Here is a 25,198-nt window from a genome sequence, read left to right on the forward strand (position 1 = left end):
GTAACGGCAATCAGACCGCGTTCGCGAGATCGGCGGCGCTCGTGAACGAGTCCGCGTAGAACTCGTCTTCCGGCAACCGATGATGCTGCGTGAAATCGCGCTGCGCCGATTCGACCATCACCGGCGCGCCGCACGCGTACACCTGGTACGCGGACAGATCGGGCAGATCCTCGATCACCGCGCGATGCACGAAGCCGGTACGGCCGGTCCACGCGTCGCTTGCATCGGGTTCGGAGAGCACCGGCACGAACTTGAAGTTCGGGATCTCACGCGCCCATTGCTCGGCGAGTTCGAGCAGATACAGGTCCTTCTTGCGACGCGCGCCCCAGTAGAGCGTCATCGGTCGCGTGATGTTCTTGAACACCGCATGCTCGACGATCGCCTTCAGCGGCGCGAAGCCGGTGCCCGACGCGAGCAGCACGATCGGCTTGTCCGAATCTTCGCGCAGGAAGAACGTGCCGAGCGGTGCTTCGAAGCGCAGGATGTCGCGTTCCTTCATCGTGTTGAACACGTGGTCGGTGAACGCGCCGCCGGGCATGTGGCGGATGTGCAGCTCGATCGGGCCTTCGGTGTGCGGCGCGTTCGCCATCGAGTAGCTACGACGCTTGCCGTCCTTCAGAATGAATTCGAGGTACTGGCCGGCCAGATACTGCAGACGCTCATTGGCGGGCAGTTGCAGCTTCACGACGATCACGTCGTCGGCTTTGCGCTCGATCGCGTTCACGCGGCACGGCAGCTTCTTGACCTGCACGTCGCCGACGCCGGCGACTTCGCGGATATCGACTTCGAGATCGGAGCAGGCGGTCGCGCAGCACAGCAGCGCCATGCCGCGGGTTTTTTCGTCGTTCGACAACGCCGACGACGAATGCGCGCGCTGTTCGACTTCGCCGCTCACCACGGTGCCCTTGCACGAACCGCACGCGCCGTTCTTGCAGCCGTACGGCAGGCCGATACCTTGACGCAGGGCGGCGGACAGCACCGGTTCGTCCTGTTCTACCTGAAACTGCCGGCCGCTTTGCCGGAGCGTGACGTTAAATGCCATAGAGAGTTCGGAATCGAAAAGTCGGAATCGTGAATCGTTATCGGGACCCGCCGGATTGACCGCGCGGTACCAGTTGCGTGTGACCGCTACAATGCGTCCACCATGAATGCGACACGAAACTTCCGCCGGCCGCGCGTGCTGATCGTTGGATGCGGCGACGTCGGCCTGCGCTGCGTGCCCCTGTTGCGACCGCGCGCGCATGTCTTCGCGTTGACGAGCCATGCCGGGCGTTGCGCGGAGTTGCGCGCCGCGGGCGTGACGCCGCTCGTCGGCAATCTCGATGCGCGCCGCAGCCTCAAACGGCTCGCGGGGCTCGCGCCGACGGTGATGCATCTCGCGCCGCCGCAGAAGACCGGCGACGACGACCGACGCACCCGCGCGTTGCTGGCGACGCTCGGTACCGCGGCCGGCGCGGGCCGCAAGGCCACTTTCGCGGCACGTTTGCCGGCTGTGCGGGCCGTACCGGTTGCGCGTTTGCGTCGCGCGCGCGCTTCACGTCTGGACGCTGAAACAGCCGGTATTGTACCCGACGGGGTCGGCTGGACCGCCGCTTCGCGCGCGCCGCGACGCATCGTCTACGCGAGCACGACGGGCGTCTACGGCGACTGCGGCGGCGCATGGATCGACGAGACGCGCACGCCGCGGCCCGCGAATGCGCGCGCGAAACGGCGCGTGTCGGCGGAGCGGCAGTTGCGCCGCGCGAGCGCGCGCGGCAGTGTGAGCGCGAGCATCGCGCGGATTCCGGGCATCTACGCGCGCAGCCGTCTGCCGCTCGCGCGGCTCGAAAAAGGTACGCCCGCGCTCGTCGACGCCGACGACGTCTACACCAATCACATCCACGCCGACGACCTCGCCGCGATCCTCGTGCGCCTCGCGACGCACGGTCGGACCGCGCGCGTGATTCACGCGTCCGACGATTCGTCGCTGAAAATGGGCGAGTATTTCGATGCGGTCGCCGATGCGTTCGCGCTGCCGCGCGCGCCGCGCATCACGCGCGCGCAGGCGGAAACGCAGATCGAGCCGATGCTGCTGTCGTTCATGCGCGAATCGCGGCGGCTGGTGAACCGGCGTCTGAAGGACGAGCTGCGCGTGCGGCTGCGCTATCCGAGCGTGGGGGATTTTTTGCGGGAAGTTTTGCGCGAAGTGGTGAAGCAGGGCGGCTAGGGGGCTGCAGCCAGGCGGCCGCCGCAAAGGCGGCCAAGGCCAAGGCCGCAAAACAGCAAGCCGCCTCCCGAGGCCGCATGGCCCCGCAAAAAACACCTGCCCCGCATCGCATCAATCGACCGCGCAGACCCATCGCATGGCTGCGCCGTCCGTGCGCTTCAGGTCAGCGCCGGCAGCATTTCCAGCAGCAGAAAACACAACATGCCGCCCACTAACGCGCCGATCAGGTTCGGATGGTATTTGTGCCGCAGTCGCATGACAATCAGCGATCCGCCGACCAGCAGCAGCCCAAAACCAATAAACGCAATCATCGCCTGCGAGATCGCGATCGTGCTGTCGATATGCATGGCGTCCCCCTCCTTGAAACCTTTGTAGTCGTTTGTTTAAACGAGTATAGGGCGACATGTAAGGAACGGCATGCTGCGATGCAGCGCCGGATCCGCGACGCACCGCAATGCGCGAGGGCTTTTCCCGGCGCATCAAAGACTTAGATAGGGACTACCGACGCACTACCGGTTTACCCGCCCCGTAGCGCGTCGAGCTCGTTGTCGTCGAGCCATTGCCACGCGCCGGGCGCGAGCGTCGCGGGCAGCACGAATCCGCCGACGCGTTCGCGATGCAATGCTTCGCAGCGATTGCCCGCCGCCGCGATCATGCGTTTGACCTGGTGGTATTTGCCTTCGAGCACGCTGAGCGCGAGCGTGTGGGTGTCGCGTGCCTGGGCGTCGAGCGCGGCGCTCGGCTTGCTCTCGCCGTGCAGCAGCACGCCGTCGCGCAACGCGGCGAGTTGCGCGTCGTCGAGCGGATGGCGGGTGGTCGCGACGTAGAGCTTCGGCACCTTGCGTTTCGGCGACGTGAACTGATGCACGAACTTGCCGTCGTCGGAGAGGAGCAGCAGGCCCGTGGTGTCCTGATCGAGGCGGCCGACGCACTGCACGCCGCGCTCGGCGAACTGCGGCGGTAGCAGGCTGAACACGCTCGGATGATGCTGCGGATCGCGCGAGCATTCGTAGCCGGCCGGCTTGTTGAGTAGTAGATACGCGTGCTCGCGATACGGCCATTCGACGCCGTCGACGCTAAAGCGCAACGTGCCGTCGGCGACGGCGAAATCGGTGTCGGCTTCGGTGCAGACCGTGCCGTCGACGCTCACGCGCGCGTCGCCGATCAGCGCCCGGCATTGCCGACGCGAACCGAAACCTTGGGTAAAGAGGATGCTTTCGAGATTCATGGCGAGCGAAGAATAACACCGCAAGAAGCGGAGCGCGTCGCCTCGCGCGAGCAGCGACGATGAACGCCTCAAGTCGAATCTCTGGAGTTCATCGATGCGTGACGCGTCCTCATCCGCCTCTTCTTCGTCTTCCACTACGCCGCGCTGGTCCGGCGCGTTTCGCCGCCTCGCGTGGTCGAACCTGTGCGCGCAATCGGCCGAGCAGATCAGCCTCGCCGCCGCGCCGCTCGTCGCGGTGTTCGCGCTCGGTGCGAACGCACGCGATACCGGCCTGTTGCAAACCGCGCAGACGCTGCCGTTCCTGCTGCTGTCGATGCCGCTCGGCGTGTGGGCCGATCGCCGCTCGCGTCGCGCGCTGATGACGCTTGCCGAAAGCGTGCGCGTCTGCGCGATGCTATGCGTGCTGCTGCTCGTGCTCACGCATGCGTTGAATCTGCCGCTGCTCGCCGCGCTCGGCTTCGTCGCGGCAACCGGCACGGTGGCCTACAACGTCGCGGCGCCTTCGCTGGTGCCGTCGCTCGTGCCGCGCGAAGCGTACGCGAGCGCGAACGGCCGACTCGAACTCGCACGCAGTGTCGCGTATTCGGCGGGGCCGGCGGTGGGCGGCCTGCTGGTCGGCTGGATCGGCGCGGGTTGGGCCTATGGCGGTGCGGCCGCGTTGTCGGCGCTCGCGGTGGTCTTGCTCGCGGGGCTGCGCGAGCCGCCGCGCGCGAGTGCGCCGCCACGGCACTTCATGCTGGAACTGCGCGACGGCACGCGCTTCGTGCTGCGCGATCCGTTGCTGCTGCCGATGCTCGCGACCGCCGTGTTTTTCAACCTCGGCTTCTTCATCCTGCAGGCGGTGTACGTGCCGTACGCGGCGCAGCGTCTCGGACTCTCCGCCTCGGCGATCGGCGTGACGCTCGGCGCGTACGGCGTCGGCATGGTGTGCGGCGCGCTCGCCGCGCCGGCCATCGCGCGGCTGCTCACGTTCGGCAGACTGCTGGTGATCGGGCCGTCGTGCGGTTTGCTCGCGTCGCTCGTGATGGTTGCGACGCTCGTCGCGCCATCGTTCTGGCTCGCGCTCGCGAGTTTCTTCCTGCTCGGCGCGGGACCGATCCTGTGGGTCGTCGGCTCGACCACGCTGCGTCAGGCGATCACGCCCGCGCGGATGATCGGCCGCGTGTCCGCATTGATCAGCACTGCCACCTATGGCGCGCGACCGGTGGGCGCGCTGCTCGGCGCGGCGCTCAGCGCACGCTGGAGCATCGACGTGTGCCTCGTCGCGGCGGCGCTCGCGTTTTTTGTGCAGGCATCGATCATTTTCTTCTCGCCGGCGGCGCGGCTGCCGAGCATTCCGGAGCCGGCCGACGAAGAGCGCGCGGCGGCGTGCTGACGGTGGTCCAGCCTGCGGACCGGTCCGATGAAAATGAATTTTCATCGCCTGGCTGTGCCGGGACATGACCAAATCCCTTATCCAAAGGGGTTTGGTCGGTGTTAACCCTTGAATGATGAAAATACATTTTTTTGCAAATACGTTTCATGTAAATATACTTTCACTCATCCCGGATAACATCGCCGCCTCGGTCCGCTTGCATGATCCATCACCCGTCCGCTGTTTCGAACTCCGCCGAGCAGGCGATCGCCACGCGCATCGCCGCCGCGATGTCGACGCTGACACCGATTCACCGGCGCATGGGCGAGTACGTGCTGGCCAACCTGTTCCGCGCGGCGACGATGCGGATCGACGAACTGGCGAGCGCGGTCGGCGCGTCGGTGGCGAGCGCGAACCGCTTCGCGCGGGCGCTCGGATTCGACGGCTATCCGCAGTTTCGCGAGGCGCTGGTGCGCGGTTTCGAGGCGACGCTCGCGCCGGTCGAGCGGTTGCGCAGCGCGCAGGAATCGCTCGCGGCCGGCGACGATCTGATCGACGCGTCGCTCGAACAGGCCGCCAATAATCTGCACGCGACCCGCACCACGATCGATCGCGCCACGGCCGATGCCGCCGTCGACGCGATCATCGCCGCGCGTCGCGTGTTCGTGGTCGGCTTCGGCGCGAGCGCGTTTCTTGCAGGTCTGATGGAGCACGGGCTGCTGCCGTATCACGACAACGTGCGATCACTAGCGCTGATCGGTGGCCCATCGCACTCGGCGCGGCAACTGGTGCTGTCGAACGAAGGCGATCTGGTGATCGGTATCGCGTTTCCGCGCTACGTCGACGACACGATCGAACTCGCGCGGCGTGCGTCGGCGCGCGGTGCACGGGTGCTCGCGCTCACCGACTCGCCTGGCTCGCCGCTCGCGCAATTCGCGGACCTCGCGCTGTATATCCGCACCGACCGGCGTCTGGCGTCGAATGCCGATTCCGCGGTGCTCGCGGTGATCGAGGCGCTGTGCGATGCGGTCGCGTATCGCGCGCAGCGCTCGGTCAAGGCGGCCGCCGAGGTCAGCGAGTTCTTGCTGCCGTGGCTTTTCGATGCGCAGTCCGGTTCGAGCGATGCGACGCGGGAGCCGGCGCAGGCTGCGCCGCGAGGCGCGCGTGGCAAGGAGACGAAAGCTAAAGACGCGAAACACGCGGCAGGCGCGCAGGCTCGAAACGCCAAAGCGGAAAACACCGCAGCCGCAGGCACTGAAACCAAGGCCACCACAGCCAGGACGTCGAAGACCGGCGCGCCGCAGGCCACCGCGCGCGAAGCACGACCCACCGACACGAAGCGCACCGGCGCAACCAGCGCCGAGTCCGCCAGCACCACCCGAACAACCCGCAATCCACACTCCAAACGATGAACTCCAACGCAGTCATTGCCATTCACGGCGGGGCAGGGACGATTCTGCGCGCGTCGATGTCCGCCAGCGCCGAAGCCGACTATCACGCGGCGCTCAATGCGGTGCTGAGCGCCGGCCAGCGCGTGCTCGCCGATGGCGGCAGCGCGCTCGACGCGGTCAGCGAAGCGGTGCGTCTGCTCGAAGACTGCCCGCTCTTCAACGCGGGTCACGGCGCGGTCTACACCGCTGCGGGCACCCACGAACTCGACGCCGCGATCATGGATGGCCGCACGCTCGACGCCGGCGCGATCTGCTGCGTGAAGCGCGTGCGCAATCCGATTCTCGCCGCGCGCCGCGTGCTGGAGCACAGTGATCACGTGCTGTTCACCGGCGACGGCGCGGAAGCGTTCGCGGCCGCGCAGGGACTCGAGTTCGTCGATAACAGCTACTTCGATACCGATGCGCGCTATCGCCAGTGGCAACTCGCGCGCGAACAGCAGCGTCCGATGCTCGATCACGACGGCGCATCGCTCGCGGCCGCCGCGGCTGCGCAGCGCAACGCCGAACCCACGCCGCACGAGCCGATCGATCCGAACCGCAAGTTCGGCACGGTCGGCGCGGTCGCGCTCGATCGTCACGGCCATCTCGCCGCCGCGACCTCGACGGGCGGCGTCACCAACAAGCAGGTCGGCCGCGTCGGCGACACGCCGCTGATCGGCGCCGGCTGCTATGCCGACGACGCGACCTGCGCGGTGTCGACCACCGGCTCCGGCGAAATGTTCATCCGCATGGTCGCCGCCTACGACGTGGCCGCGCAGATGACCTACCGCCAGCTCTCGCTGGAAGACGCCGCGCACGACGTCGTGATGAACCGCCTGCCGAAGATCGACGGACGCGGCGGCCTCGTCGCCGTCGATGCGCAGGGCAACGTCACGCTGCCGTTCAACACCGAAGGCATGTACCGCGGTTTCGCGCGGCTCGGCGGAGCGCCAGTGACGTCGATCTACCGCTAGCCGTTCGCATTTCGTCTTCAGGACGGCCAGCCGGTTCGCCGGCCAATCCTGCAGGCGTTTAGTTGTACTGCATTCCGCTTTATTCCGCCTTCTCGCCTTATTCGTTTGTCGCGTTCGAATTCAAAGGACTCACCGTGCCGACTTCCTCGCACACTGCTCGCCCGCTTATCGAAACCTTGCCGCCGCAGCGCGTGCTCGCGGTCGACGATCTGACGGTCGCGTTCCGGCGCGGCGACTCGACGTTCAACGCGGTGCGCAATCTGTCGTTCACGGTCGAGCGCGGCGAGACGCTCGCGATCGTCGGCGAATCGGGCTCGGGCAAGTCGGTCACCTCGCTCGCGCTGATGCGGCTGATCGAGCACGGCGGCGGCCGGCTGGCCGGCGGCAGCATCGCGTTCCGGCGGCGCGACGGCAGCGTGCTCGATCTCGCGAAGGCGTCGTCCGGCACGATGCGCACGATTCGCGGCGCCGACATCGCGATGATCTTCCAGGAGCCGATGACCTCGCTGAATCCGGTATTTACGGTCGGCGATCAGATCGGCGAGGCGATCGCGCTGCACCAGGGCAAGAGCCGCGAGGCCGCGCGCGCCGAAACCTTGCGCCTGCTCGAACTGGTTCGGATTCCTGAGGCAAGGCGGGTGGCCGCGCGCTTTCCGCATCAGCTGTCGGGCGGCATGCGCCAGCGCGTGATGATCGCGATGGCGCTGTCGTGCAAACCCGCGCTGCTGATCGCCGACGAGCCGACCACCGCGCTCGACGTGACGATCCAGGCGCAGATCCTGCAACTGATCCGCGGTCTGCAGGACGAGATGAACATGGGCGTGATCTTCATCACGCACGACATGGGCGTGGTGGCCGAAGTGGCCGACCGCGTGCTCGTGATGTATCGCGGCGACAAGGTCGAGGAAGGTCCGTCCGACACGGTGTTCGCCGCGCCGTCGCATCCGTACACGAAGGCGCTGCTCGCGGCGGTGCCGCGGCTCGGCTCGATGCAGGGCACCGACCGGCCCGCGCGTTTCCCGGTCCTGACGATCGAGCAGGCCAGCGCGCAGGGTGCAAATGATGCCGCTGCCGCGATCGTCGCCGCAGAAGCGCAGCCGCCGGTGCGCGACGACACGCCGCCGATCCTGCGCGTGCGCGATCTGGTCACGCGTTTTCCGGTCAGAACCGGCCTGTTCGGTCGCACGACGGGCCGCGTGCATGCGGTCGAAAAAGTCAGCTTCGATCTGCGGCCCGGCGAAACGCTCGCGCTGGTCGGCGAGTCGGGTTGCGGCAAGTCGACCACGGGGCGTTCGCTGCTGCGGCTCGTCGAAACGCAGAGCGGCTCGATCGAGTTCGATGGCAAGGAAATCGGCTCGCTGACCGGCCCCGCGTTGCAGGCATTGCGACGCGACATCCAGTTTATTTTCCAGGACCCGTTCGCGTCGCTCAATCCGCGGCTGACGGTCGGCTTCTCGATCATGGAGCCGCTTCTCGTGCACGGTGTCGCGCAGGGTGCGCAGGCGCAGGCTCGCGTCGAGTGGCTGCTCGGCAAGGTCGGTTTGCCGGCCGAGGCCGCGCGTCGCTATCCGCATGAATTCTCCGGCGGCCAGCGTCAGCGCATCGCGATTGCGCGCGCGCTCGCGCTGAATCCGAAAGTCGTGATCGCCGACGAATCCGTGTCCGCGCTCGACGTCTCCGTGCAGGCGCAGATCGTCAATCTGATGCTCGATCTACAGCGCGAACTCGGCGTCGCGTATCTGTTCATTTCGCACGATATGGCGGTGGTCGAACGCGTCAGCCATCGCGTCGCGGTGATGTATCTCGGCCAGATCGTCGAGATCGGTCCGCGCCGCGCGGTGTTCGAAGCGCCGCAGCATCCGTACACGAAGAAGCTGATGAGCGCGGTGCCGGTTGCCGATCCCGCGCGCCGTCACGCGAAACGGATGCTCGCCGCCGACGACATCCCGAGCCCCATCCGCGCGCTGCACGACGAGCCCATCGTTGCGCCGCTCGTCGCGGTGGGCCCGGATCACTTCGTCGCGCAGCATCGCGTCGGCGGCGCGTATTGAATTGTCGACCCCGGAGTCACCGCCACCGCACTACCGCGCCACTGCATCGTCGTGCTCGAAAACTCCTGTAGTACCACGCAACACGAACCAACCATAACGACCCGGTCACACTTTCAACCTGTTATCTCTCGCAGCCTGGAGCAACCTCATGAACCTGCTGTTCCCGTCTTCTCCGTTTCGTTTGCGCGCGCTCGTCAGCGGCGGCGCGGTCGTGTTCGCGATGCTCGCGGGCAATCTGGCGCACGCCGAAACCACGGCCGTGATGGCCGTCGCGTCGACCTTCACGACGCTCGATCCGTACGATGCGAACGACACGCTCTCGCAGGCGGTGGCGAAGTCGTTCTACCAGGGGCTGTTCGGTTTCGACAAGGACATGAAGCTCGTCAACGTGCTGGCCGACAGCTATGAGGCGAGCCCCGACGCGCGCGTCTATACGTTCAAGCTGCGCCACGGCGTGAAGTTCCAGGACGGCACCGACTTCAACGCGGCGGCGGTGAAGGCGAACTTCGACCGCATCACCGATCCGGCGAACAAGCTCAAGCGCTACAACATGTTCAGCCGCATCGAGAAGACCGAGGTGATCGATCCGTACACGGTGCGCGTTACGCTGAAGACGCCGTTCTCGGCGTTCGTGAACGTGCTCGCGCATCCGTCGGCGGTGATGATTTCGCCGACCGCGCTGAAGAAGTACGGCAAGGACATCGCGTTCCATCCGGTCGGCACCGGTCCGTTCGTGTTCGTGAAGTGGGACCCGGCGGGCGATCTGACGGTGAAGAAGTTCGACGGCTACTGGAAGAAGGGCTACCCGAAGGTCGACACGATCGACTGGAAACCGGTCGTCGACAACAACACGCGCGCGGCGCTGATGCGCACCGGCGAAGCGGACTTCGCGTTCCAGGTGCCGTACGAGCAGATCGCGCAATTGCAGTCGAGCCCGAAGGTCGACGTGATCGCGACGCCGTCGATCATCGCGCGCTACCTCAGCATGAACATGAACCAGAAGCCCTTCGACAATCCGAAGGTGCGTCAGGCGCTGAACTACGCGATCAACAAGGACGCGCTCGCGAAGGTCGCGTTCTCCGGCAATGCGGTGTCGATGGAAGGCGTGGTGCCGCAAGGCGTCGATTACGCGACGAAGACCGGGCCGTGGCCGTACGACCCGGCGAAGGCGCGTGAACTGCTGAAGGAAGCGGGCTATCCGAGCGGCTTCGAAACCACGCTGTGGGCCGCGTATAACAACTCGACCTCGCAGAAGGTGATCCAGTTCCTGCAGCAGCAGCTCGCGCAGGTCGGCGTGAAGGCGCAGGTCGAAGCGCTCGAGGCGGGCCAGCGTGTCGCGAAGGTCGAGAGCGCGCAGGATCCGGCCACTGCGCCGGTGCGCCTGTTCTACACGGGCTGGTCGTCGTCGACGGGTGAAGCGGACTGGGCGTTGAGCCCGCTGCTCGCGAGCAACTCGTTCCCGCCGAAGATGGTCAACACCGCGTACTACAGGAACGACACGGTCGACAGCGACCTGAAGCAGGCGCTCGAAACCACCGACCGCGCGCAGAAGGCCTCGCTGTACGCCGATGCGCAAAAGCGCGTGTGGGCGGACGCACCGTGGGTCTTCCTGATCAAGGAGAAGGTCGTGTACGCGCGCAGCAAGCGTCTGTCGGGCGCGTACGTCGCGCCGGACGGCTCGTTCAACTTCGACGAGATCGCGCTCAAGTGACGACCTGAGCACGCGGCGCGGCGCTCCCCTGCGCCGCGCCGTTGCTGCATCCGGATCCGCATCCGATTCCCCGTTGCCCGCATCCTTGCCGGATTGGTTTCATGCTGAACTTCCTCGTCAAACGTCTTTTTGGCCTGCTGCCGACGCTTTTCATCGTCGCCGTGCTGGTGTTCCTGTTCGTGCATCTGCTGCCGGGCGATCCGGCGCGGCTCGCCGCCGGTCCCGAAGCGGACGAGGCGACCGTCGCGCTGGTGCGCGCCGATCTCGGTCTCGACAAGCCGCTGCCGCAGCAGTTCGTCCATTTCTTCTGGCGCATCGCGCACGGCGACTTCGGCATCTCGACGCGCAGCAAGCGGCCGGTCAGCCAGGAAATCGCCGAACGCTTCATGCCGACGCTGTGGCTGACGATCGTGAGCATGGTGTGGGCGGTCGTGATCGGCATGGCGCTCGGCATCGTCTCGGCGGTGTGGCGCAACCGCTGGCCCGACCGGCTCGGCATGACGCTCGCGGTGTCGGGCATTTCGTTTCCGGCATTCGCGCTCGGTATGCTGCTGATGGAAGTGTTCTCGGTGCAGCTCGGATGGCTGCCGATCATCGGCGACGGTACGTGGCGCGGCTACGTGCTGCCGTCGCTGACGCTCGGCGCGGCGGTCGCGGCGGTGATGGCGCGCTTCACGCGGGCCTCGTTCGTCGAGGTGATGCACGAGGATTTCGTGCGCACCGCGCGCGCGAAGGGCGTGCCGGAGCGGCTCGTGATCGTCAAGCACTGCCTGCGCAACGCGCTGATTCCCGTCGTCACGATGATGGGTCTGCAATTCGGTTTTCTGCTCGGCGGCTCGATTCTCGTCGAGGTCGTGTTCAACTGGCCGGGGCTGGGGCGCCTGCTCGTCGATGCGGTGGCGATGCGCGACTATCCGATCATCCAGGCCGAAGTGCTGTTGTTCTCGCTCGAATTCATCATCATCAATCTGATCGTCGACGTGCTGTACGCGGTGATCAACCCGACCATCCGTTTCAAGTGAGGCCCGCATGAGCATCTCTGCAACCGAGGCGAATGCGGCGCGCGCCGCGATCGTGGAAAGCGCGATCCGCACGCCGTGGAGCGAGTTCTGGCGCAAGTTCCGCAAGCAGCATGTCGCGCTGGCCGCCGGCGTGTTCGTGCTACTGCTGATCGCGGTCGCGATTGTCGCGCCGCATATCGTGCCGTACGACCCGGAGAATTTTTTCGACTACGATGCGCTGAACGCGGGGCCGTCGGCCGCGCACTGGTTCGGCGTCGATTCGCTGGGCCGCGATATTTTCAGCCGTATCCTCGTCGGCTCGCGCATTTCGCTGGAGGCGGGCTTTCTGTCGGTGGCGATCGGCGCGGTGATCGGCACGTTCTTCGGACTGCTTGCCGGCTACTACGAAGGCTGGTGGGACCGCATCACGATGCGCGTTGCCGACGTGCTGTTCGCGTTCCCCGGCATCCTGCTCGCGATCGGCGTGGTCGCGATTCTCGGCAACGGCATGGTCAACGTGATCTGCGCGGTCGCGATCTTCAGCATTCCGGCGTTCGCGCGGCTCGTGCGCGGCAATACGCTGATGCTCAAGCAGCTCACCTATATTGAGGCGGCGCGCAGCATCGGCGCGTCGGACTGGACGATCATCGTGCGGCACATTCTGCCGGGCACGATTTCGTCGGTGGTCGTGTATCTGACGATGCGCATCGGCACTTCGATCATCACCGCGGCGAGTCTGTCGTTTCTCGGCCTCGGCGCGCAGCCACCGACGCCGGAGTGGGGCGCGATGCTCAACGAAGCGCGCGCCGATATGGTGACCGCGCCGCATATCGCGCTGTTTCCGAGTCTCGCGATCTTTCTGACGGTGCTTGCGTTCAACCTGCTCGGCGACGGTCTGCGCGATGCGCTCGATCCGAAGCTGGATCGGCCGTGAGCCAAGGCATGAGCATAGGCATAAGCAAGGACATCGGCATGAGCCGTCATTCGCGCGAACAGGCGCCGCATATCGGCACGTTGCCGGCTGGCCCGCTCGGCACGATCGCCGACGTGGCCGGCGTCAGCGTCGGTCATTGCACGCTGGCTGAAGGTGCGCTGCAAACCGGCGTGACCGTGATCCGGCCGCATCGCGGCGATCCGTTCGTCGACAAGGTGCCGGCCGCCGCGTCGGTGATCAACGGTTTCGGCAAGAGCATCGGGCTCGTGCAGGTCGACGAACTCGGCACGCTGGAGACGCCGATCGCGCTGACCAACACGTTCGGCGTCGGCGCGCTCGCGCAGGCGCAGATCCGGGCGGCGATTCGCGCGAATCCGCGCATCGGCCGCGAATGGTCGACGGTCAATCCGCTCGTGTTCGAATGCAACGACGGTTATCTGAACGACATCCAGGCGCTCGCCGTTCACGAACAGCATTTCGACGCCGCGTTCGATGCAGCGAGTACCTACGTGGCAAGCGGCGCGGTCGGCGCGGGACGCGGGATGTCGTGCTTCGATCTGAAGGGCGGGATCGGCAACGCGTCGCGCGTGGTGAACATTGCGGGAAGCGATTATGTGGTCGGCGCGCTGGTGCTCGCGAACTTCGGCCGCCTGCCGATGCTGACGATCGACGGCACGCCGCTCGGGCGAGTGCTGGCCGAACGCGCGAGCGCTGCTCGTGCCGAGGCTGCCGCTCACGCTGAAGCCAACGCTGAGGCCAACGCAACCAAAGCGCCTAACGTAACCAACGCAACCACCGACAAACCCGAGCAAGGCTCGATCATCATGATCGTCGCGACCGACGCACCGCTCGACGCGCGCCAGCTGAAGCGTCTGTCGCTGCGCGCGGCGGCCGGTCTCGCGCGCACCGGCTCGGTGTATGGCCACGGCAGTGGCGATATCGCGCTGGCGTTTTCGACCGCGTACACGGTGCCGCACGGCGCGGACTTCGTCACGCTGCCGCCGCTCGTCGCCGATCACGGCCTCGACCCGCTGTTTCGCGCGTGCGCCGATAGCGTCGAACAGGCGATCGTCGATGCGTTGTGGAGTGCCGAATCGGTGACCGGTCGCGATGGCCATCGGCGGTTGTCGTTGCGCGACAGCGTGCCGGATCTGCTGCAGCTACTCGGGCGAGGCGCGCAATGAAAGTGCTCGTCTCCACCGATATCGAAGGCGTGGCCGGCGTTTTCCACGTAGAGCAGACGCGCGCGGGCAACGGCGAGTACGAAGCCGCGCGCCGCTGGATGACGCTCGAAGCGAACGCGGCGATCGAAGGCGCGTTCGCGGGCGGCGCGACCGACGTGTGGGTCAACGATTCGCACGGCGGCTTTCGCAACCTGCTGCCCGATCTGCTCGACCCGCGCGCGCGGATCGTGCTCGGCAAACCGCGCACGCTCGGCATGATGGCCGGACTCGAATACGGCGCGGCGCTCGTGTTCATGATCGGCTATCACGCGAAGGCGCAAACGCGCGGGATCCTCGCGCACACGATCAACAGCTTCGCGTTCGCGCGCGTCGCGTTCAATGGCGTCGAACTGGGCGAGGCGGGCGTGTACGGCGCGCTGGCCGAAGAATATGGCGCACGGGTCGCATTGTTATCGGGCGACGACGTATTCGCCGAAGAGACCGCGCCGCGTTTTCCGGGGGCGCGTTTCGTCGTCACGAAGACTGCGACGGGGCAGGCGAGCGGCGTCACGCTATCGTCCGCGAGCGTGCGTGAGGCGCTGCATGCGGCCGCGTGCGAGGTAGTCCGCGCGCAGCTCGATGCGGGCCGTGCGACCGAAGCGACACGCGCACAGCCGCAGCCGGTCGAGTGCGAGCTGCGCGTGCAAACCAGCGGGCTTGCCGATCTGTTCTGTCAGTGGCCGACGCTGACACGCGTCGATGGCGTGACACTGCGCTTTGGCGCGGCGTCGGCCGAGCATGCGGTGCGGATGCTGAACTGTCTGTCGGCGATGTCGTTCATGCTGCGCTGAGCGGTCGAGCGGTTTGGCCTTTTGGGCGAACGAAGCCACATCTCCGGCCGATCGCGGCCCACTCTACTGCTGCAGCCGGCTCAACTCGCGCGCCGCATGATCGATCGCGTCGGCCACCGCGCCCGCATGCGACACCGGCGCGAGATGGCTCGATGCGACCGGCACCACCTTCGCGCCGATCCGCTCGGCGATCGTCTTCTGTAGCGCGGGCGATACCGCGCGGTCCTGCGTTGTCAGCACATACCACGATGGCTTGTCTTTCCAGCCGATCTGATCGACCGGTTCGTCGAATGCTTTCGCCGCGATCGGCACCTGCGCGGCGGCGAGCACGCGCGTGACCATCTCGGGCACGTCGGCGGCGAGGTCCGCGCGATAACGCGCGCGGTCGAGCCACAGGAAGCCGTTGGCATCCTTGTTGATGCTCTGGCCGGCTGGCATCGGACCGCCGGCCTTCATCACGTCCATCGCCGATTCATGCAGTTGCGGCGCGAGCGCGGCCACATACACGAGCCCCACGACGTTCGGCGCGTTCGCCGCCACTTCGGTGATCACGACGCCGCCCCACGAATGGCCGACCAGCAGCACCGGACCGTCCTCACGCGCGAGCACGCGCCGCGTCGCGGCGACGTCGTCGGCAAGCGACGTCAGCGGATTCTGCACCGAACTCACGTGATAGCCCTTGTGCTGCAGCTTCGCGACCACGCCATTCCAGCTCGATCCATCGACGAACGCGCCGTGCACCAGCACGATGTTATGCACCGGGCCGGCGATCGGCGCGGCAGCGGGCTGGCTGGGAGTCGGGGCGGAGGAGGACGCGGACGGAGCGGGCGCCATTGTCGGCGCTGGGGGTGTGTTGACCGGCGCGCTGGAATGATCGGGCGATGGCGGCGCGCCTGGCGTTTGTGCCGGCCCTTGTTCGACACCCGGCGCGGCGGCGGGTGCGATAGGTGGCGCCGAGGGCGCGGTTTGCGCGAGCGCGCTCGCACCCGCACCCGCGAAGCAGAGGCACAAAACGACGGCGTGGAGCGGACGTTTGGGCAACATGTTGAAGCTCCGCAGGCAGAGAGTCGACTACGGGACCATACCGAAGCGCCATCCCGCTGACAATCACAATCCGCGCGCTTAAGTGCGGCGCAGAACCAACGCGGGTCGCCCCGAATGTCGGGGGAATATCGGCCGGGGTAAAATCTTGGGTTCGCCGGGGCGGACCACGGGTCCCGACGGGTAATGCGGCACAAAAAGGGCAGAAAAAGGGGCGCAAAGCCGGTTGCAGGATGGGCTGTAAGAATCGCCGCAAGAAAGCCCCTGGAAGAGTTGCAAGCAGGGAATCCGCGAGCCGGCCGTCGTAACTGGCAGTCTCAGGCGGGCAGTAGCAGGCGAGCGATTCCAACCAACGATATCGAACAGGCAGTCTCCACACAGCGGTCGCCAGCGCGCGATCTCCACACAGCAGGGCGCAATGAATAGTGCACAGCAGCAAGAGGGCCTGAAGCGCGGGCTCAAGAATCGCCACATCCAGTTGATCGCGCTGGGCGGCGCGATCGGTACGGGTCTCTTTCTCGGCTCGGCCAGCGTATTGCAGGCGGCTGGTCCGTCGATGATCCTCGGCTACGCGATCGGCGGCGTGATCGCGTTCATGATCATGCGTCAGCTCGGCGAGATGGTCGCGCAGGAGCCGGTTGCCGGCTCGTTCAGCCACTTCGCGTACAAGTACTGGGGCGACTTCCCCGGCTTTCTGTCCGGCTGGAACTACTGGGTGTTGTACGTGCTCGTCAGCATGGCCGAGCTGACCGCGGTCGGCACCTACGTGCATTACTGGTGGCCGGGCGTGCCGACCTGGGTGTCGGCGCTGGTCTGCTTCGCGATCATCAACGCGATCAATCTCGCGAACGTGAAGGCATACGGCGAAACCGAGTTCTGGTTCGCGATCATCAAGGTCGTGGCGGTGATCGGCATGATCGTGTTCGGCGGCTATCTGCTGGTCAGCGGCCACGGCGGCCCGCAGGCGTCGGTCACGAACCTGTGGAGCCACGGCGGCTTTTTCCCGCACGGTTTCCACGGCCTCTTCATGATGCTCGCGGTCATCATGTTCTCGTTCGGTGGCCTGGAGCTGATCGGCATCACGGCGGCCGAAGCGGCCGAGCCGCAGAAGAGCATCCCGAAGGCGGTCAACCAGGTGATCCTGCGGATCCTGATTTTCTACATCTGCTCGCTCGCGGTGCTGCTGTCGCTGTATCCGTGGAACGAAGTGGCGGCGGGCGGTAGCCCGTTCGTGATGATCTTCTCGCAGATCGGCTCGTCGCTGACCGCGAACGTGCTGAACGTGGTGGTGCTGACCGCGGCGCTGTCGGTGTACAACAGCGGCGTGTATGCGAACAGCCGGATGCTGTACGGTCTCGCGGAGCAGGGCAACGCACCGCGCGCATTGCTGAAGGTCGACCGACGCGGCGTGCCCTACATGGCGATCGGTCTATCGGCGCTCGCGACGTTTGCCTGCGTGATCATCAACTACGTGATTCCGGCCGAGGCGCTGGGCTTGCTGATGTCGCTGGTGGTGGCGGCGCTGGTGCTGAACTGGGCGCTGATCAGCCTCACGCATCTGAAGTCGCGCAAGGCGATGGTCGCCGCAGGCGAGACGCTGGTGTTCCGCTCGTTCTGGTTCCCGGTCAGCAACTGGATCTGCCTCGCGTTTATGGCGCTGATCCTCGTGATTCTCGCGATGACGCCGGGCCTGTCGGTCTCGGTGTGGCTGGTGCCGGCGTGGCTCGTGCTGATGTGGATCGGCTACGTGATCAAGCGGCGGCGTGAAGTGGCGCGCGGCGGTGCGGAGATGGTGGGCCGCTGAACGGAGGCTGGATGGCGGCGTGAGCGCGCGGGGAGCGGTGCTTGCGTTGCTTGTACTGCTTGTATTTGAAGGGTGCGGTGGTTTTCGTTGAAGCCGTTTCCGCTTCCGCTTCCGCAATCCAGGCCGAGGCCGCATCCGGCCGCGCCAGAAACGACAAACCCCGCGAGCAGCGAGTGCTCGCGGGGTTTGTCGTTTTGACGGCGTGATTGCTGAACCAGAAATACCACCGCGCGGTCGTGCCGAGTCGTTCATGGGCTTCTGGACGGCCATTCTTTCGTTCGCTTATGTCGCATGTCGAGATTGCGCTTCATGAACGACACGGCAACTTTTTATCCGCAAGCGACAGCGGCACATCGTGCAGCCTCGCGCGGCAGTTCAATACGACAATATCGAACGCTGCGTCATCCAGCGCCGGTATTCGCGTGCGCGCGCGACGTCCGCCAACTGTTGCAGGATCAGCGCTCGCAACGGCGACACGTTCGGATCGGGTGTCTTGCCGCGGCTCAACCGGCTCAGTTGAAACTTGACGGCGGCCATGTTGGCCAGCGACGCCAGCGGTTTGTTCTTCCATGTGATTGGCGTGAGCGCAGGCGCCTTGTCGTTGCCGAGACGCCATTCGTGGGGCAGGTTCGGATCGATCGCCAACGCAGTCCCGATCCCGATCATGTCCACCCCGCTGGCGATGACCTGTTCGGCGACAGCCCGGTGGCGGATGCCTCCGGTGACCATCACGGGCATCTTTGCGATCGTCCGGATGTCGCGGGCGAATTCCACGAAATAGGCCTCGCGGGCCAGGGTGCGGCCGTCACGTGCGTCGCCTTGCATCGCCGGGGCTTCATAGCTTCCGCCGGAAAGCTCGACCATATCGACGTCCAGATCGTTGAGCAGCTTCACGACCTGTCGGGCGTCATCCGCACTGAAACCCCCGCGCTGGAAATCAGCGGAATTCAGCTTGACGGCAACGACGAACCGGGGAGAAACGACCGCACGAACGGCGTTGACGATCTCCAGTAACAGGCGAGCCCGGTTCTCGAGCGAACCGCCCCATTGATCCGTCCTCTGATTGGTGAGCGGGGACAGGAACTGGCTTAGCAGATAGCCATGGGCAGCATGGATCTCGACGCCCGTAAAGCCGGCCAGCTCACCCAGCCGCGCAGTGCGGGCAAAGCGCCGGATCACATCTTCAATGACTTCGCCGGTCATCGCGACGGGCGTATTGAAGTGCTTTGACATCTTGCCCAGTGCGAGAGGGACTGCCGAAGGCGCCCACGTCTGTTGTCCAAGATTGGCCCGCATCTGACGGCCCGGATGATTGATCTGCAGCCAGACATGCGCGCCCTTTGACCGACTGATTCGCGACCAACGCCTGAATGCGTGAAGATGCCCGTCATCTTCGAGCACAACGCCACCGGGACCCGTCATGGCGCGGCTGTCGACCATCACGTTGCCGGTAATGAGCAGGCCGGCACCCCCTTCCGCCCACGCCTGATAGAGACGCATCAGTTGCTCCGACGGAGCGTGGTCCGCGTCTGCCATGTTTTCCTCCATGGCTGCTTTAGCGATGCGATTCTGAATAATCGACCCGTTGGGTAGTGCTAACTTGTCGAACACGTTCATGGTTCACCTCGTTTGATCGTGGCTCGACTTTAAGGTTAAAGTCAACTTTAATGTCAATGCCTCCTGTGAGGCTAAATGCTCGAATTTTTTATGACGGCCGGGAGTGCCGGAAACATGAAAATTGGTGAACTTGCGGAGCGCACGGGCGTTGCCGCTTCGCGTATCCGTTTCTACGAACGTATTGGCCTGCTGAAGCCCGAGCGTCAGCCGAACGGCTACCGCTCCTATTCGTCTCAAGCGGTGCTGGTGCTCAATCTGATCGCGGCGGCACAGCAGGCCGGTTTCAGTCTGGACGAGATTCGGATATTGCTGCCGCCCGACCTGACGCAATGGCAGCACAGCGCGCTGATCGAAACACTGCGCGGCAAGGTGCTGGACATCGAAGCAATGCAAACACGGCTCGCGCAGAGCAAGGCGCACCTCGTCGCGCTTCTCGCGGAGATCGAAGCGAAACCCGACGAAATGGACTGCAATGCCAATGCGAAGAGAGTGCTGTCCCGGATGCGCTTGGGGGAAGTGAAAAAGCCGACGCTGCAGGCCGCAGATGTCACGACGCTTCGTAAAGCGAAGCGGCAGCAGTCGCTCAAGAGCGGTTAGGGTGGTTAGGTGCGCCTCCCGGTTAGGGGGCGGCCAGGGGCGTCCGATGCTGCGGCGTGCCCCGTCGCCGACCGTCACAGCAGGGCGGCGACCCGCTCGGCTGTTGCTCTGGCGGACTGCGGGTTCTGCCCGGTCACCAGCCGGCCGTCGGTGACGACCTTCGAGACGAACGGCAGCAGGGCTTTCTCGTAGAACGCGCCGCGCTGCTTCATCTCTTGCTCGGCGTTGTAGGGTACTTTTTTCGCGACGCCTGCCAGCACCTCCTCGACCCAGGAGTAGCCGGTGACTCGCCGCTGCGCCACCAGTCGTTTGCCGTCCGAGAGCGTTGTGTTGAGCAGTCCGCAGTAGCCGTGGCAAACGGATGAGACGACCCCGCCGCGTTCGTAGATATCCCGGGTGATTTGCTGCAGGCCGATGTTATCGGGAAAGTCCCACATGACCGCGTGGCCGCCCGTGAAATAGATCGCATCGAAGTCCGCCGGATCGATCTGGTCGGGGCGCGCAGTCGTCGCCAGAAGTGCCTGGCGATTCCGGTCGGTCAGCCACGCCTTCACGGAGGCGTCGGCCATGGGCCATTTGAGCGAGCGCGGCTCAAGGAGCGAAACGCCGCCTTTTGGGCTGACGAGATGCTGGTCGTAGCCTTTCTCTGCGAAGACGTGCCACGCATGGGTCAGCTCGGATAGCCAGAGGCCGGTCGGTTCGGCCTGGTCGGCATAGTTGGCGACGTTGCTGACGACGTGCAGTACGCGTTTGGTCATGTTGTAGTGTCCTTTTGATCTGCCACCGGAACCTCTCGCCGACGCGTCGAAATCCCCTTGCTTACGGAGCGCGCACGGTTACGGGCGACAGTCATCACCATAACGTTGAAGTAAAGCTGAAGGTCAAGGCCTTTCGAGGCTTCGTCTGGTTGAGGGTAGGGGCGGGCTCGACGCTACTCTTGCAACACGTCTGTTCCGCGCAGTACGCGGCAGCCGCAGAAAGACCAACATAAACTGCCGAACGTCATCTGGGACGATGGGATTATGAAGCAGGAGCCCGCGGGGTTTTGCTTTGCACCCCGCATGCCTGTACTGCGGTGTCCCCAAAATGCGCAAGGATAGCGATGCGCAGCTCGCCTGCGGGCACAGCAGCCCGGCTTTGCCACGCCAGCACGACGCAAGCTGATCCCTTCGCAACGTCACGATTTAGATTGCTTTCCGAGCGCAAAGAGCGCATGGTGTAAAAATCCAGTTGTACCTGGCCGTGCATTTTTCATCCGGACAGGCATTGGTTCATGACGGTCAGGATAACTTAACGAGCGTGCCCTCATGACCATTCCCACGATCGAGTACCAGGGGCACGAGCTACGTGCCTACTCTCACTAGATATTTCCCCACCTTCGCGACCCGTACGCAAAAGGACCAAGGCGGTCCACATCCTTCGTACGGATTGACACGATCCCTCCCGGCGAAGTCAAGGCGCGGCGCTATGCAATGTTGTTCGGCGTGTCAAGTCCCACCACAATGGACGACGCCATCGGTATCGCGCTGCAGTACGGTAAAAACTCGTCGATGGCAAGGCTCGGGCAACAGAACTGTGACATATCGCGTGTGAATCCACCCGCAGTTGACTGGAGCAAGTCATGCAATATCCGTTTTATGTGCGCCGCGATGGCGATAACGCCTTTCGTGCCAGTTTTCCAGATCTTCCGCGGGCAGTTGCGTGTGGGCGGTCGTTTGATGAACTCAAGGGCAACGCGCAGGAGATCGTCGAACTGATGTATGACCGCAGCGAGGAGCTCATACCCGCCCCGACGAGCAGTACGTCGGAATTGCAATCGCTCGATATGGACGATGGGAAGGGGATCTGGATGTTCATTGAGATCAATCTCACGCGTGTCACGTCCAAGGCCGTCAGCGTTCAGTTCAGTTTGCCCGAGAGTCTGCTGCAGAGAGTCGATGCCGCAGCAAAACAACGTTGTTCCACGCGCTCCATGTTCTTTACGCAGGCCGCCGTACACGAACTCGCGAACTGGGACGAAACACGAGCGTCGTAGGCGCGGGTTATCGGGCGCATGAAGACAGAAATTCTTCATGGTCGATGACCACGTCGAAATGCCAGCCTGGCCGTAAAGAGAGCCTGTTCCAGTACGCCGGATCTTCCATGCAAGGAATTTGATGTCACGCTACCAGTTCGAAGCCGATCTGACCCATCTCGAACACATCATTCCGCTCCTTTTACGCGGAAATCCGCTTGCGCTATCGTACTGGCGGCGTCGTTTGTCCTCGCTATCGGCGCAGCAGAGCCTGTTACCCGATGGGAACAGGCGGGTGACCCGACTGCTTCAGGTGTTCGATGAAGTTGAGTGCGCAGTGCTATCGGGCAAGCCCACCGTCGGCCCGGTCGCCGTTGTAAAACCGGCGCGTGCGCCTCCCGTCGCAAGGGGCCTCAAAAGCGGCAGGAGCGGCACCCAGTAGGCAGCGCGCAGACGGTCGTAGAGATGGTCTCGGAGCAAGGAAAGAATCTGATCACGACTGGCGGCGCATCTGCTATTGCGATATTACTGACGCTTCGAGGCCTCCTGCTTCAGTTTCTTCGCGTCTTTCTTTTCCTGCGGCGTACTTGTGGCCGCATTCTTCTCGGTCTTCCTGGCGACGTGGGCTTTGCTCAACCTGGCCTCCTTCGATAGAACTCTCACGCAGTAGGTCGCTACGCGCGTTTCCAGGCAGGCACGATCGATCCAACATATAGCGGGGCGGTTGAGAGACTGGCCTCGCCCGTCTAGGGACCTTTATCCTGATCCGGGATGTCCGAGAGGCTGCGACGCGCGGGCCGGTAGTGGCCGGGCGCAGCATCCATCCGGAGGGCCCGAACAGATGCAGCACGCGTTTCGAGTTCTTGTGCGCGAGATATCCCGTCCGACGAACCGAAGGTCGCGGCACTCCTGAGGTCGGCCGCGGTTAGTGCCTGGGCCGCTTCATTCCTTCTGCTTCCATGGCGGCATTGCGCTCCTCGCTTGCTTCAATGGGGTCCATGGAGGCGTCGACCGACGCTTCCGCTCGTTCCGTGGCGGATCTTGTGTCGGCGACAACTGCGCTGCCTGCTGCATCATCCTCGCGCGGAGGCTCAAGCATGTCATGGAGTACGGCTTCCAGCTCCGGCGTGTTCCACGGCGCCCCGCGCTGCGTCTTCCTTTTTATATAGTGCCGGACTTCTGCGTCCTGCTCCGGGGTCAAGGGAAGGCCGCGAAAAGTGTTTTTCGGGGTAGAGTCAACCATGTCCTGCTCCTGGAATAATCCTTTTCAAGTGTAGTCTGTCGCGCGCGACAAACACGCTAATTATTCGTCCGCTTATCGGGCAATCCTGCTCGCTGTTTGCCAGCGGGGGCGCGTTTTCATTGTTCGAGATGACCCAACAGCTTTCCTCTACGGCGCGACGCAATGACGGCTCGTTGTTCCTGCATCTGATCGGCGCGACCAGTGTTGCGATATGTCGATCTTCGGTAGTTGAATGGACTCGATGAAGTGTGCAATTCGGGCTCCCATTCTTCGCCTCGACAAGCAATTGTGCGGTCATTGATGACTAGCATGTCGGGGCAAGATGCGACGCCTGAAACAGGCTTTGCATCTTGCCCGAGTCGATGGTCGTCTCTTCGGCTATGCATGACCATTTGCTGGTAGCTTGTCAGAGGGACCTGCGTGGTTTCTGATGTTAATGTTCAATGACCACAACGGAGGTTTTCATGCACCGAACTATCGGATATCGCGGCTTTGAAATTCACGTTGATCTGGTACGGGCTGGGGACGACACGTTTGACGTATTTTTCCAGATAAAAGGCGGCACCAATCTCGAAGTGCTGGGTGCGCGGGGAGGCCGAATAGCGCTGCGCAATGGCCCCTTTACCGAGCGATGGGCCTACCTGGTAGCCGAAATCGCTGGTCAGGCCGCGATCGACATATTGCTTGGCCCGGTCGACTGAGTTCGGTCCTTGCATCCCTCGCCCTCTCGACACAGTGGTCATACGGGGCAGGGCCGACAGCGGGCGATTATTTTGAATGAGCGCTTAGGCCCCGCATCATGGGAACCGTCTCCTGCAATTGCTGTGGGCCATGCACGCGCATTAAATCCAGTCCCATGGACCCTCAGCCGGGTCAAGGAGGATTCATGAAGCTTCGTGTCGGATATGAATTGTCGTACGAGTGCTCGCAGCCCACGCCGATGATGCTGATGCTGAACACGCATTTTTCTCATGCGAAGGATGTTGTCGTGCCGGATCTGATCGTTACCGATCCGCCGGTGCCGGTCAGCCAGTACCGCGACCTGTTCGGTAACCTGTGCAGCCGGATCGTCGCGCCCATTGGACGTGTAGGATTACGTACGACCGCGCTGCTCAACGTGTCCGGTGCGATGGAAACGCGGTCCAGCGACGGCTGGGGTCATCCCGTAGAGTACTTACCCGACGATACGCTGGTTTTCCTGCTCGGTAGTCGCTATTGTGAGACCGATCTGCTGGTAGACATCGCATGGCAGCTTTTCGGTCAGTGCGCGCCAGGACGCGAGACTGTGCTGGCGATCTGTGACTTCGTGCATCGACACATTGAATTCGATTACGAACATGCGCGGCCGACGAAAACTGCATGGGATGTTTTTCGGGAACGCAAAGGAGTCTGCCGCGATTTCGCGCAACTCGGCGTCACGCTATGTCGGGCAATGAACATCCCGGCGCGCTACTGCACCGGCTATATCAGCGATGTGGGCTTGCCGCCCGTTGCTGCGCTGATGGATTTCGCGGGTTGGTTCGAAGCTTATGTGGGCGGTACCTGGCAGACGTTCGATCCGCGAAACAACGCCCCACGCATTGGGCGTGTATTGATGGCGTACGGTCGTGACGCTGCCGACGTGGCGATCAGTAATGCGTTCGGTCCTGCGATACTGACGCACTTCGAGGTGCACTGCGACCAGCAATGACGGCGCTGCAGTCCACCAACCCTGAGCCGACGCGGAAGTTCACGAACAGCACGCTCGCGTGACAATTCCGCCAATAACGGTAGCGCTGGAATGTACGAGGTTTAGCCTTCCTGGCGGGAGCAATGAGATGCCGGACACATTGACGTCTGCACAGCGGCCGATTTGGAGAAAGTCGGCTATAGGTCGTCGCGGCACTGCGAGTCCCCGCAATATTCGGCGGTAGCACCGGACAGCCGCTCTGACCGCGGCTTCTTTCGCCACCTGTCTTCTTTCTGATCCGAACTCACGC

The 25,198-nt window shown here is 64.2% G+C and carries 22 protein-coding genes; 15 read left to right on the top strand and 7 right to left on the bottom strand.

Going from position 1 to position 25,198, the window contains the following annotated elements; genetic code table 11:
• Window positions 1–10: 10 nt before the first annotated feature.
• Complete coding sequence (locus HHL14_RS00395) at window positions 11–1,042, bottom strand: CDP-6-deoxy-delta-3,4-glucoseen reductase (RefSeq protein ID WP_169495624.1); 1,032 nt, start codon at window positions 1,040–1,042, stop codon at window positions 11–13.
• Between the two features lie 102 nt (window positions 1,043–1,144).
• Here HHL14_RS00395 and HHL14_RS00400 point away from each other — a divergent pair, with 102 nt between their 5' ends.
• A complete protein-coding gene (locus HHL14_RS00400; protein WP_169495625.1) occupies window positions 1,145–2,206 on the top strand; it encodes an NAD-dependent epimerase/dehydratase family protein in 1,062 nt (353 codons plus the stop codon).
• A gap of 158 nt (window positions 2,207–2,364) precedes the next feature.
• Here HHL14_RS00400 and HHL14_RS00405 read toward each other — a convergent pair whose 3' ends face one another.
• Window positions 2,365–2,553, bottom strand: coding sequence for a hypothetical protein (locus tag HHL14_RS00405; protein ID WP_169495626.1), 189 nt, complete (start codon window positions 2,551–2,553; stop codon window positions 2,365–2,367).
• 170 nt (window positions 2,554–2,723) lie between these two features.
• On the bottom strand, window positions 2,724–3,434 hold the full coding sequence (locus tag HHL14_RS00410) for a pseudouridine synthase (protein WP_169495627.1): 711 nt from the start codon (window positions 3,432–3,434) through the stop codon (window positions 2,724–2,726).
• Window positions 3,435–3,528: 94 nt separating this feature from the next.
• On the opposite strand from HHL14_RS00410, the gene HHL14_RS00415 reads away from it, so the two are divergent.
• From HHL14_RS00415 to HHL14_RS00455, 9 genes are all read left to right on the top strand, one after another.
• Window positions 3,529–4,809 carry an MFS transporter gene (locus tag HHL14_RS00415; RefSeq protein WP_169495628.1) on the top strand — a complete coding sequence of 427 codons (1,281 nt, stop codon included), beginning with the start codon at window positions 3,529–3,531 and terminating at the stop codon, window positions 4,807–4,809.
• A gap of 200 nt (window positions 4,810–5,009) precedes the next feature.
• A complete protein-coding gene (locus HHL14_RS00420; protein WP_169495629.1) occupies window positions 5,010–6,200 on the top strand; it encodes a MurR/RpiR family transcriptional regulator in 1,191 nt (396 codons plus the stop codon).
• Window positions 6,197–7,192, top strand: a complete 996-nt coding sequence (locus tag HHL14_RS00425; protein ID WP_169495630.1) for an isoaspartyl peptidase/L-asparaginase family protein — start codon at window positions 6,197–6,199, stop codon at window positions 7,190–7,192. The genes HHL14_RS00420 and HHL14_RS00425 overlap by 4 nt, the downstream gene beginning before the upstream one ends.
• A gap of 134 nt (window positions 7,193–7,326) precedes the next feature.
• Entirely contained in the window at window positions 7,327–9,243 is a 1,917-nt protein-coding gene (locus HHL14_RS00430; RefSeq protein WP_169495631.1) for a dipeptide ABC transporter ATP-binding protein, read from the top strand.
• A 148-nt stretch (window positions 9,244–9,391) separates the two neighbouring features.
• On the top strand, window positions 9,392–10,954 hold the full coding sequence (gene gsiB / locus HHL14_RS00435) for a glutathione ABC transporter substrate-binding protein GsiB (RefSeq protein WP_169495632.1): 1,563 nt from the start codon (window positions 9,392–9,394) through the stop codon (window positions 10,952–10,954).
• A gap of 101 nt (window positions 10,955–11,055) precedes the next feature.
• A complete protein-coding gene (gsiC, locus tag HHL14_RS00440; RefSeq protein ID WP_169495633.1) occupies window positions 11,056–11,976 on the top strand; it encodes a glutathione ABC transporter permease GsiC in 921 nt (306 codons plus the stop codon).
• 7 nt (window positions 11,977–11,983) lie between these two features.
• The gene (gene gsiD, locus HHL14_RS00445) at window positions 11,984–12,889 is read left to right on the top strand and encodes a glutathione ABC transporter permease GsiD (RefSeq protein ID WP_169495634.1); all 906 of its coding nucleotides are present in this window, start codon (window positions 11,984–11,986) and stop codon (window positions 12,887–12,889) included.
• A gap of 8 nt (window positions 12,890–12,897) precedes the next feature.
• Window positions 12,898–14,073, top strand: a complete 1,176-nt coding sequence (locus HHL14_RS00450; protein ID WP_230412876.1) for a DmpA family aminopeptidase — start codon at window positions 12,898–12,900, stop codon at window positions 14,071–14,073.
• Window positions 14,070–14,903: a M55 family metallopeptidase gene (locus tag HHL14_RS00455; RefSeq protein WP_169495635.1), complete on the top strand. Its 834-nt coding sequence runs from the start codon at window positions 14,070–14,072 to the stop codon at window positions 14,901–14,903. The genes HHL14_RS00450 and HHL14_RS00455 overlap by 4 nt, the downstream gene beginning before the upstream one ends.
• Before the next feature lie 63 nt (window positions 14,904–14,966).
• On the opposite strand, the gene HHL14_RS00460 is transcribed toward HHL14_RS00455, so the two are convergent.
• Window positions 14,967–15,947, bottom strand: coding sequence for an alpha/beta fold hydrolase (locus HHL14_RS00460; protein WP_169495636.1), 981 nt, complete (start codon window positions 15,945–15,947; stop codon window positions 14,967–14,969).
• 415 nt (window positions 15,948–16,362) lie between these two features.
• Here HHL14_RS00460 and HHL14_RS00465 point away from each other — a divergent pair, with 415 nt between their 5' ends.
• Window positions 16,363–17,748 (top strand): amino acid permease, encoded by a 1,386-nt coding sequence (locus tag HHL14_RS00465; protein ID WP_169495637.1) that lies wholly within the window; start codon window positions 16,363–16,365, stop codon window positions 17,746–17,748.
• Between the two features lie 375 nt (window positions 17,749–18,123).
• On the opposite strand, the gene HHL14_RS00470 is transcribed toward HHL14_RS00465, so the two are convergent.
• Complete coding sequence (locus HHL14_RS00470; RefSeq protein WP_169495638.1) at window positions 18,124–19,365, bottom strand: NADH:flavin oxidoreductase/NADH oxidase family protein; 1,242 nt, start codon at window positions 19,363–19,365, stop codon at window positions 18,124–18,126.
• A gap of 114 nt (window positions 19,366–19,479) precedes the next feature.
• Between HHL14_RS00470 and HHL14_RS00475 the strand changes: the two genes are divergently transcribed.
• Window positions 19,480–19,962: a MerR family transcriptional regulator gene (locus tag HHL14_RS00475; RefSeq protein WP_169495639.1), complete on the top strand. Its 483-nt coding sequence runs from the start codon at window positions 19,480–19,482 to the stop codon at window positions 19,960–19,962.
• A gap of 74 nt (window positions 19,963–20,036) precedes the next feature.
• Here the strand turns inward: HHL14_RS00475 and HHL14_RS00480 are convergent, their stop codons facing one another.
• Window positions 20,037–20,720 carry a type 1 glutamine amidotransferase domain-containing protein gene (locus tag HHL14_RS00480; protein ID WP_169495640.1) on the bottom strand — a complete coding sequence of 228 codons (684 nt, stop codon included), beginning with the start codon at window positions 20,718–20,720 and terminating at the stop codon, window positions 20,037–20,039.
• An 863-nt stretch (window positions 20,721–21,583) separates the two neighbouring features.
• On the opposite strand from HHL14_RS00480, the gene HHL14_RS00485 reads away from it, so the two are divergent.
• Window positions 21,584–21,997, top strand: a complete 414-nt coding sequence (locus HHL14_RS00485) for a type II toxin-antitoxin system HicB family antitoxin (protein ID WP_169495641.1) — start codon at window positions 21,584–21,586, stop codon at window positions 21,995–21,997.
• 904 nt (window positions 21,998–22,901) lie between these two features.
• On the opposite strand, the gene HHL14_RS00490 is transcribed toward HHL14_RS00485, so the two are convergent.
• Window positions 22,902–23,219 (bottom strand): hypothetical protein, encoded by a 318-nt coding sequence (locus HHL14_RS00490; RefSeq protein WP_169495642.1) that lies wholly within the window; start codon window positions 23,217–23,219, stop codon window positions 22,902–22,904.
• Window positions 23,220–23,683: 464 nt separating this feature from the next.
• Here HHL14_RS00490 and HHL14_RS32785 point away from each other — a divergent pair, with 464 nt between their 5' ends.
• Both HHL14_RS32785 and HHL14_RS00500 read left to right on the top strand, forming a co-directional pair.
• Window positions 23,684–23,920, top strand: a complete 237-nt coding sequence (locus HHL14_RS32785; protein ID WP_206002143.1) for a hypothetical protein — start codon at window positions 23,684–23,686, stop codon at window positions 23,918–23,920.
• Between the two features lie 185 nt (window positions 23,921–24,105).
• On the top strand, window positions 24,106–24,909 hold the full coding sequence (locus HHL14_RS00500) for a transglutaminase-like domain-containing protein (protein ID WP_169495644.1): 804 nt from the start codon (window positions 24,106–24,108) through the stop codon (window positions 24,907–24,909).
• Window positions 24,910–25,198: the final 289 nt, after the last annotated feature.

The sequence above is a fragment of the Paraburkholderia antibiotica genome (assembly GCF_012927125.1).
Classification (GTDB): Bacteria; Pseudomonadota; Gammaproteobacteria; order Burkholderiales; family Burkholderiaceae; genus Paraburkholderia; species Paraburkholderia antibiotica.